The following is a 9,411-nucleotide window of genomic DNA, read 5'->3' as shown; positions in this document are numbered from 1 at the left end:
TCTCCATGTAACGGAATCCAGAGAAGCGCCGTTCCTTTCGTGAAACGGCGACACCAACCGTCATTCTCTTGCAGTCTCTCTATGTGGTATGTCATGCTGTCAAACGAACGTCGCAGTTAACTCCGCCGTTCTCTGTCTGCCAGTCGTGGATTTGATGAAACGTCTGTTGCGTATAGATGAACGAGATATCGTGATGATTCACGATCTGCCATCAACTAGTAAGTTCCCTGGCAAGATACAGGACGACCGAATATCATCACAGCCAATCGTCGGGAAGGATCTCGCGGTTCTCCTCTAACAACACGAGGACCGGCCTGATCTCGTCGAACTGGGTGCCTTTCCGTACCTCGTTCTCGTCGCGGTCCCACTCGACGAAACCGTAGGTGTCGAGTTTGGGAAGGTCCTTGTGGTACAGGCGAACGGCTGTTTTGTCTACTCCGTCGATCTCCAGCGAGCGTGCCAGATACTCGTCGGCTATCCGGTGTTCATCTCCGAAACGCTCTCGGAGGCCGACGACAGCTGGTCAATGGTTTGTGGATTGTGATCTAACAGGCTAATCAGTATCCGGCGACGGTGAACGTCCGATAGCGCGTCGAAAATCTCGTCAGTTGGCGGTTGATGCGGGAGTTCTCTCATCTCCTACAGTATAGTCCCCCAAACGGTTAAATCGGACATATTTTCATAGTTCTTTGAGTTTTGATTAACTGAGTGAATCAAAGTCCAGGCGTTCAGTACACAGACCCACATATCGGTTAATTCACCGATCCATGGGGTGAAGCCAATTCTTGAGAAGAGTTCTATGACACCTTCGCTACTCAATGGAAAGTTCTTCTTCGTCGTCCAGACGTTCTAACAGTGGCTTCAGTTCGTCAAACCGTGGTCCCTTCGTGATTTCGTACTGACTCACATCCCAATTGATGAACCGGAGCTTGTCCAACAGTGGAAGGTGAACGCTCACCATTTCGCGACTCTGGAGATGCCGTTCGATATGACTGTCTGGCGGGTTGACGAGGTAAATCGGTAATTCATCTTGAGGATTCGACACCAGCAACGCGAGTAACTTTCGGCGTCGTTGTCTGTGTGATAGCGCTCTAGAAATATCATTGTCCATAATCCTCTTTCCTCTCTCTCTCCTCTTTAATACACTGTGTTTTAATTGAAAACTGAGTTTTGATTAACTGAGTGACTCGAAATCGCCGTTCAGTTCGCACATCTATGTAACGGCCCTTCCAGTGAAGGCTCGCTGAAACGAAGTAGCGAAGCGAATGCCGATCCAGATGCATTGAGGAACGCAGTCTCAACTACTGCTTCTGCGAACCCGTTGCGATCGTTCGAAAGACATCGCGTCGGGAAGTTGGCGTCGAGGCCATTGGGCGAACGCTTCTAACTCGAAGCGCTCGATTTCATCCATGTCGACAAAAACGAATATCGTCTGGCGTTGTCGTTCCAAACGGCTACCGAACGCCGCAACCCTGTTGTTCCGACCGTCCTCGAGAAGAATCAGACGCTCCTTGGCGTAGCTGACGCACTTCTCAAGACCATTCTCTCACCAGATCGATATGGCGATTCCGACGACCCGCTCGCTAGTGTGCTGTTTTGGCCACCGGATCCGTTGCAATTATTCGAACATCCTCTGGGTTCTTGGCTGCGAACCGCAGCAGTGCTCATAGTGACAGACGTTACGAGGACTAATCAGGTCGTGTAAATAGGGCCGTCACTCGAACAGCAAGCGCTCTTTTATACAATTCCATAGGATTTAGACCCCTTCCAGTCTCTGTCTTCTCTTTCTTTGGCCAGATAGTAGCGGCAGTGGCAGTTCCTGATGTGATAATTGAATTATGGTCCGTCTGGACTGCTAAGCTCGTTCCGAGATCGGAGAATGTTCCTACGAAGCCGGGGCAAATAGTGTGCTAAATTAGTTGTTGTCACAATCCCTACGAGCTCATCGGTATCCACGACTGGGAGGTGTTGGATTGAATGCTCTCTCATTAGTGTGGCCGCTTCACGGATCGATTTGTCGCTCGTGACTGTGACGACCGGTGTCGACATAAACGAACCTACGGTGATAGACGAGAGATCTGCATCAACAGCGACCTGGTGCATAATATCAGACTTAGTAACAATACCTAGGATATCTTTTGTCTCTGAGGAAGTTACGACTACGGATCCGATATCGCCTGCCGCGAACATTCTCGCAGTGGCGCTAGCCGTCGTGTCTCTGGTGGTAGTTCGCACAGTTTGTGTCATTACGGATGCTATGGTTTGTTCTATCATGGGAAGGGTACAGCCCAGAGGTGGTTAACTCCTTGCTCAAGAGCCGTGAAAATGGAAATTCGGCTTCTCACTAATGTGTTATTCTGGCCGCTGAATCCTCCGAGAATTACTCGACCATTCGGCGGTCGGACCCTAGCTCCGAGCAGTAGCTGCCTCACAGCAACAGATATTTTTTCGAGGTCGTCGCTGCCATGGATCACTTGATACTCTTGGAGTCGCTCTCAATCTCCCACCACAAATCATAGAAATGAGCCGCTCCTGGTCGACAGTTCGCCATGAAGACACTGTACTACGTGTAATCAGTACTCTCAGCGTTTTTTCGTCGTCTATAGATCAGTGTCGTCTCATGCCACTCGTTCTTTCCTAAGTGGAGTTTGCGGTGAGTGATATAGCAATCTTAATCCCACCGAAGTAGACGCTTTACTTGAACTCGTTCACTCGTGTGCATCCGCTTTGAAACAACATACCCGAGGCCGCGTTGATCGATTACGAGGATCGACCCACGACTGGGAAGTTGAGGTCATCGAACTTGCACGACATCTCAACGACGAAGATGAAGTCAACCTTCCCGGTTCAAAATCATCAACAGTCAAGGGTTTAGTTCATACCGTCAGCTACCAGAATACTCCGGTACGCTTGTGACCTCATAAAATGCTGTAACTACGGTTAGAGCGCAACCAATCAAATTCCAGATGTGGATGTATCTTTTACACTTCGTCGAACGGAAGTACTGACTAACCAGACAGCCGTACTGAATACTGATTAGTGATATTGTTGTTCTAACTGTATTGCTCTGGCGACGGCTGTCTCGAATTTCTCCAGGACATCCTCGCTGAACTCTTTGACGTGTTGATCTTGGTCTACGAGCTGGAGTGACTCCCAATCCCCCGGTTCAGTCGCAGAATACAATTGGATGAATTTTTGACCGTTATTTCCGTATGCAGTAACGATCACGTGAGGACTGACTTCGTCATCTTGGTCATCAGCATGAGACCCTCCCAGCCCCGTCGTTTCACTCACGCTTACTCGGTCGAAGTCAGTTAACTTGACACTGAATCCGCCGGTACCAAGGCGCTGGATTAACCACTCCCGATCCCATTCTTGGGCCTCTCCTGTGTCAACGTCTACTCCTGTGACGGTATCTGTTGAGATGCTATCAATTCGCCACTTCGAGAGTGTTTGCGAGTCCATCGTCTGGCTCGTCTGTGTACGCACATCTCCTTCCTGTACCTGATCACCTTCCTGAACACGGATATAGCGCGGCGTATTTGCCGGGAGATCCAGAAAGAGTTCACCAGGATCGAGATTGATGAGCGCTTCAACCCCATCAATTGTATGAAACGTGTGTTTCCGAGTTGGGTTGTGATCGTCCATAGGGTTAACAGGTGTGGGAGACGGTTGATGTTGTTGTACGGCTTTCAATGACTTTCTGTCCTTCTGATGGATCGGGAGAATTAATCGGGGTGGCGCATTTGTCCGGGCTATTCTTTCAGGGTATCAATTGAGCGATAGATTTCCGATCGAAATTCAGATGCTCGCTCTTCTCCGATTATGTTACCGTTCTCAAGCTCGTCAATGATCCCTACTATTGTATCGCAGAGCTTTTCAGGGTGGTTGATGCGAGTGTCTGAGTCGTCTTCCATACAGTGCATTCTACATCACAGGTAGTCAAGGAGAGGGGTGTAAAAGTCATCCAGATCGATATTACTATTGTTTGATGAAGTCACCAGTGTTCAATTCAGATTTACATATTATATATTCTGAATAGTATCTTCTGGAATATGCTCCTAGAAATCTGTCAAGATTCCTGTGAGCTTGATCGAGATACCCGACTCGCAACTTTACTCAATTCCCCGATCAGGTTTCCAATGGGAAGGTCGAGAATTAGTCTTCCGTCCAGTACATAATATTTTCTTTTTCTGTGCCGCAATTCGGACAAGATTCGGGGAATCCCTCCTCAATTTCTCCCATTTCGCCACACTCGTTACACCGCCACATGAGTTCGGCCTCGCCGAAACTCTGTCCCGATCGAACGTGCTCGATGCTCAGACGCTCTACTCCTTCTCGAGATGTCACGAAGAACCCTCCTTCTTCGATGCCGCGAACCTCTCCGAGTAGTTCTCCACCGGCATTATAGACCTTCTCGCCTAGCTTAACTGCATCCGCTGTTGTTTCGTTGCTTTCTTCTTCGGAGAGGTTATCATGGTTGTTCATGGTTTGCTAAATGCTCCCAATGCATTTCAAGTCTCGTGTGTACCTGCTCGAATTTGTGAAACGATAGCGGAGATCGTCGTATCGTACATAGGAGGAGATATATTAGTGAACAGGGTAACGCACTGGTGAAATTATTTGTTTACTTCTATAAACGTAATAATGACTATAACGATTGGCACAGCAAATTGGGACCTTCAAAAAACGCTGTTCTCGGTTGAGATCGGTATCGGCCTGTTTTGATTATTTGGGTTAAAATCTCACGGGTTTTTATCCGTGAGCCCTAACTAGTCGTATGGAATATGAGGTCGGAGTGAACGAATCGGTGACTACCGCTATCGTCCGTGCAGTGAGTGCCGTAGAGGGACGTCAGCCTACGTCAATGCCGCCACTAACCCATGTCATCAATCCGGACGCGCTAGATACACTCTTCGAGTCGCGGTCTAACGGTGAACCGCGAATCGGTGGTCGTCTCTCGTTCATCTATAACCGCTGTCGTGTCACTGTCGACAACGGAGAATACCTTACCATTCAGCTTCTCGACGACTGTCCGCGGGTCACTGGCGATCAAGAGCGAGACCGGACTGAATTGCAGTGACAGCTGAACCAACAGTCGTTCTGTGGGATTACTGTCCAGGGTCGTGAGCGGGCACCAGTCCTTGAGCCATAAGTCGACGAGCGATCACAACAAGTCCGTTCCCGAATCCTTCGCCAAATATCGCCTGTTCCTCCTTCGACCCAGGCGCGATCGAACTCACTAGAATCGTCGATCGATCGACCAGCAATAATCGACCAATGGCCGTCTCGTCTTCGGTTGTGTTTTCGCTGTGTAGCCATTCCAGGCCCGTGATGAACGTTGTGGCGTCCGGAACCTTCGTTTGAATCTGGTCTTCTAACGGCTCCGTCAGCGCACCAATGATCAGAGTGACGCCGTTACTGACCACCTCATTGAGGGAGTCGACGAGGTCCTCTGTCAAGAGCGACTCGTCGCCGATGACGAGCACGACCTCGTCGGTCGCTTCCTCGATAAGTTGATCCGTTCGGTTTTCGATCCCGCTCTGACCCGACAGAGACCACACTTGTTGAATGGGGGTATCATCGCCTTCGTCGACGATGTCGACTGAGCCGAGCGTGTTCTCGAGGCGCTCGACGCGCGCTTCGTACTGGTCACGAAGCGTTTCGGTCGCCTCCTCAAGGGAGACGGCTCGAAACTCCTGTGGGCTCGAGTGCTGGACTTCGACAAGACCCTGGGATTCCAGCACTCGGACCGCATCGTACACCCGCGTTCTGGGAACCTCGGTCATCTCGCTGAGTTTCTTTGCTGTTCCCGAATGCAAACGGGAGAGACCGACGAAGCACCGCGCCTCGTATTCTTTCAACCCGAGTTGTTGGAGGACCTCGATCGCTTCCTCCATGTTTTCGTTTGTATCCATGTGTCCCAACCTTCCGGGAAGCCCCGGAAACTTACCCGATTATTGGGTCCCAGAACGGATAGGCATTGTCACTCCAGTCATGCCGGCTCATACCAATAGACCGTGAAACGGTCGGTAACCGGGTGAATGCGCGTCAGCTCACACCTCGTTCGTTTTGTTGTAACTATCTCAGTGACTACAGTCAGATACGGCAATTCGAGAGAGGGCACTCGAAGAAAATATGAGATTGAGAAGTCACCCGATTAATCACAAAAAGGATATACGGCATGGCGGCTAACTTCTAGACCGGTACGCAGTCCAGTGCTGTGTCCCAACCACCTTACTGCTGCGTGCCGGTCCGGCCACCTTGCGTGGCCGGATTCGTACCGATCCAGAGCTGGTATCTCGATGAGTAGTAATCCATCCAAAGACCCGGAGACCGCCGCGACCGAGCAACTCGAACGGTTCGGGCTGAGTACCTACGCCGCGCGGACGTTCGTCGCGCTCGCCAGCCTCGGCACGGGAACGGCCAGAGACGTGAGCCAGGTGTCAGAGGTACCACGCACTCGCGTGTATGATGCCGTCGACGAGTTACACGAGTGGGGACTCGTCGATGTCCAGCAATCCTCTCCCAAGGAGTTCTGGGTGATCTCCACCGAAACCGCTTGTCGACGGTTCGAACGGGACTTTCAGCATCGAGCGGATACTCTCCGGACGGCACTGGGCGAACTCGAGCCGGCCGAACAGCGAGCCGAGCAACGAGGGGTGTGGACGGTCAATGGACAGGCGGCGGTCACGGATAGAGTCCTGGAGTTCTTCACCACCGCCGAAGAGGAGATCGTCTACATGACTATCGAGGATTTCCTCACCAAGGATCTGATCGACGCGTTGAGCGAGGCCGACGAACGGGGTGTTTCGATTAAACTCGCGGGAGTCTCGTCAGACGTTCAGGAGCAGATTCAAGAGGAGATACCGAGTGCGACAATGTTCGAGTCGCTGTGGATCTGGTCAGACACGTCCGCGGGCCGGCTCATGATGATTGACGGACGGAAAACGCTCGTAAGCGCGCTCGTGAACGGTGAGGGAGCGAGCGTCTCCGATCCACGTTCGGAGACTGCCATCTGGGGCGAAGGTGAGACGAACAGTCTTGTCGTGGTCCTGAAAGCAATTTTCACCTGGCGACTTGAGAGCGTTGAATGGGACTAATCGAGAGCAATGGTACGTGGCTAAGACGGGGACGACCACCTCATTCACAGTCGGCGGGATCGATGAAGCGGGTCACGGTAGCGGTGCAGTCGTCGTTCATCCCTCCTCGTCAAAGTAGACACGCCGTCCAGCGGTGGGACTCAGAGTGTCAGGGTACTCAGTCGGCAACAACGGTTTGATCAACAGGAAGAGGGAGCTGCGTTTCAGGGATTCCGCTGTGGTATGCTCTCCGGGAGTGAGTCTAATACCGCCTCGACTTGTTCGTCGGACTGGTACCGGACGGTTTTGGCGTCCGAATCGATTTCGACGACGCCGTGGTCAGCGAGTTTCGGCAAGTGCGTATGGGCCAGTTGGAGTGAGAGCTGGCTTCGGTCGAGACCCCGACCAGTGACGGTGGGCAAGTTACTCCCGTGGAGGTGATCGACGAGGTCTTCAACCGTCGTCTTGGCGGTGGATTTCTCTCGTAATCGCTGAATAACTCTTCGACGATGAGTATCTGACACGAGTTTAAGACACTCGTCGAGCTTCTTTTCAACCATATAACATTCCACCACCGACAGCTCCATCAAAGGACGACATTTTCACACGTCTTTGGGTTTTGATTAAGTGAGTAACATATCTGCCAGTCCCGGTATGAGTCGTATGAACGGTCACTGAACAGGAATTCTTGTAACACTGATTCTCAGCGAGATATTCATATCTCCACGTAACGTTACCAGGTCTTTAAAAGCAAGCTCGAGATGTCATAGAACAATTTATATACCTCTCTACGACTCCCCAACAAACGTTAAGTGCAGGCGGAGGCGGTATCACTGCGGTAGCGCCACAAGCGCAGCACCCGCGAGCGACCAGCGGGAGCGAGCGGCCTTTTTAGCGTAGATTTTTGGAGGAGTGGTGAGCGAGCAACGCGAGCGAACCCGACGAGAAAAAGGTACGTGGGCATCTCCATGTAACGGAATCCAGAGAAGCCCCTGTCTCTAGTAAAGCGGTGACACAACCGTCATTCTCTGCCAACCCTCCATGTAGTGTGTTATACTTTCAGACGAGCGTCTGAGTTAGCCACAAACTGCGACGTTGACCGACCGATTTACCCCTTTTACTTAAGAACCATGTCGTCTACAGAACCCATGCCAAGCAATCCCGACGTTGAGCACTCTGATGAGTACAGCCGCGCCCAAACATGGCTCAAGCCGACTCAGGTTGAACAGCTTCGGGACGTCTGTCTATCTGACGCCGTCGCACCCTACCTTCAGGACCGGAATGAAGCGATTGTCACACTGCTCTATGATGGTGGCCTTCGAACCGGCGAGCTGTGCGCTCTCGACGTGAGTCACCTAGATCTCGAAAACGGGAACGTCTATCTCCCGAGTGCTATCCAGAAAGCGTCACCACCGCCAGCGACTCTCGAGTTCAAGTCTGAGACGGTTCGACTATTCCGTCGGTATCTTCGGGACCGGTGATACCTCTACATGAGCGGCGATGGGCGCGTGATAAACACGACAGCAAAAAGAAGCATACATACGACACCGAGTATACGGAAAGCACCCACAATTCGCTCGTCACCACTGGATACTATTTCTGCAGTACTAGTGAAGAAAATAAACAGTCCCATGAAAACGAAGGCAGCACGATTCTCGAGCCCAAATCGACTAATGATACTCACAGCGGCAATCGAGATACCGATCGGTATCCCAATCCAAGGTAATATACCGCCATCCGGTTCCCGGAACAGCCCATTAATCATTTTGTTGATTGTTTGAAATTGTTGCTGGTGTACAAGAGTCTTTACACCAGCCACAACCGAGCGAATTCAATGCACAATGAATATCAAAACTACCCGAATATGTTACGTGTAGCGATTGTCCGTTGCTCGCACCCGGTGGCGCACCGTAACATCCTCCACAAGGATCTTCACAATCACTATTAGCGACCGAAACGAACAACCGGTGGCATGGAGGCGGACAGCGAACGCCCTCAGAACGCTTCGCGTTCTGATGGGCTGCACAAGAGCGAAGCTCTTGTGAACGTCGCCGTCCGCTCGTTCTCCCAAGGTTCTTTTAAATCCGCGTCGTAGGGCCCGCTAAGCAGGTCTGCGAGTATTAGTCCAAATCAACTCAAGACCTGCTCGTTCCTCAAACTGGCTCAACTGGACAGTGCCGCCAATACGACATCATCAAAACAACAAGTAACCTAAAGTATATTTTGGAGTGAAATTTATATTATTGGTGGCAAAATAATACAATATGGAACGTCGGACAGTACTTGCATCTGGTTCATCAGGTATGATCTCTGTAATGAGTGGCTGTAT

At 51.1% G+C, this 9,411-nt stretch carries 9 protein-coding genes and 1 pseudogene; 3 read left to right on the top strand and 7 right to left on the bottom strand.

Annotated features, from left to right (window positions below; all coding sequences use genetic code 11):
* Positions 1-1,836: 1,836 nt before the first annotated feature.
* From QA609_RS24190 to QA609_RS24175, 4 genes are all read right to left on the bottom strand, one after another.
* The gene (locus QA609_RS24190) at positions 1,837-2,247 is read right to left on the bottom strand and encodes a CBS domain-containing protein (RefSeq protein WP_278305182.1); all 411 of its coding nucleotides are present in this window, start codon (positions 2,245-2,247) and stop codon (positions 1,837-1,839) included.
* 789 nt (positions 2,248-3,036) lie between these two features.
* The gene (locus QA609_RS24185) at positions 3,037-3,648 is read right to left on the bottom strand and encodes a hypothetical protein (RefSeq protein ID WP_278305181.1); all 612 of its coding nucleotides are present in this window, start codon (positions 3,646-3,648) and stop codon (positions 3,037-3,039) included.
* Positions 3,649-3,755: 107 nt separating this feature from the next.
* The gene (locus QA609_RS24180) at positions 3,756-3,917 is read right to left on the bottom strand and encodes a hypothetical protein (protein ID WP_278305180.1); all 162 of its coding nucleotides are present in this window, start codon (positions 3,915-3,917) and stop codon (positions 3,756-3,758) included.
* A 241-nt stretch (positions 3,918-4,158) separates the two neighbouring features.
* On the bottom strand, positions 4,159-4,488 hold the full coding sequence (locus QA609_RS24175) for a hypothetical protein (RefSeq protein WP_278305179.1): 330 nt from the start codon (positions 4,486-4,488) through the stop codon (positions 4,159-4,161).
* 292 nt (positions 4,489-4,780) lie between these two features.
* Between QA609_RS24175 and QA609_RS24170 the strand changes: the two genes are divergently transcribed.
* A complete protein-coding gene (locus QA609_RS24170; protein ID WP_278305178.1) occupies positions 4,781-5,083 on the top strand; it encodes a HalOD1 output domain-containing protein in 303 nt (100 codons plus the stop codon).
* Between the two features lie 28 nt (positions 5,084-5,111).
* Here QA609_RS24170 and QA609_RS24165 read toward each other — a convergent pair whose 3' ends face one another.
* On the bottom strand, positions 5,112-5,900 hold the full coding sequence (locus QA609_RS24165) for a helix-turn-helix domain-containing protein (protein WP_278305177.1): 789 nt from the start codon (positions 5,898-5,900) through the stop codon (positions 5,112-5,114).
* Positions 5,901-6,218: 318 nt separating this feature from the next.
* Between QA609_RS24165 and QA609_RS24160 the strand changes: the two genes are divergently transcribed.
* Complete coding sequence (locus tag QA609_RS24160) at positions 6,219-7,103, top strand: helix-turn-helix domain-containing protein (protein ID WP_278305176.1); 885 nt, start codon at positions 6,219-6,221, stop codon at positions 7,101-7,103.
* A gap of 203 nt (positions 7,104-7,306) precedes the next feature.
* On the opposite strand, the gene QA609_RS24155 is transcribed toward QA609_RS24160, so the two are convergent.
* Complete coding sequence (locus QA609_RS24155; RefSeq protein WP_278305175.1) at positions 7,307-7,642, bottom strand: ArsR family transcriptional regulator; 336 nt, start codon at positions 7,640-7,642, stop codon at positions 7,307-7,309.
* A 570-nt stretch (positions 7,643-8,212) separates the two neighbouring features.
* Between QA609_RS24155 and QA609_RS24150 the strand changes: the two genes are divergently transcribed.
* Positions 8,213-8,563, top strand: a complete 351-nt coding sequence (locus QA609_RS24150; protein ID WP_343233830.1) for a site-specific integrase — start codon at positions 8,213-8,215, stop codon at positions 8,561-8,563.
* 464 nt (positions 8,564-9,027) lie between these two features.
* Here QA609_RS24150 and QA609_RS24145 read toward each other — a convergent pair.
* Positions 9,028-9,203 (bottom strand): annotated as a pseudogene (locus QA609_RS24145) (IS6 family transposase); the annotation flags it as partial.
* Positions 9,204-9,411 lie beyond the last annotated feature (208 nt).

The organism is Natronococcus sp. A-GB7, assembly GCF_029688865.1.
In the GTDB taxonomy this organism is placed as follows: domain Archaea; phylum Halobacteriota; class Halobacteria; order Halobacteriales; family Natrialbaceae; genus Natronococcus.
This window is presented reverse-complemented; position numbering and strand designations above follow the sequence as displayed.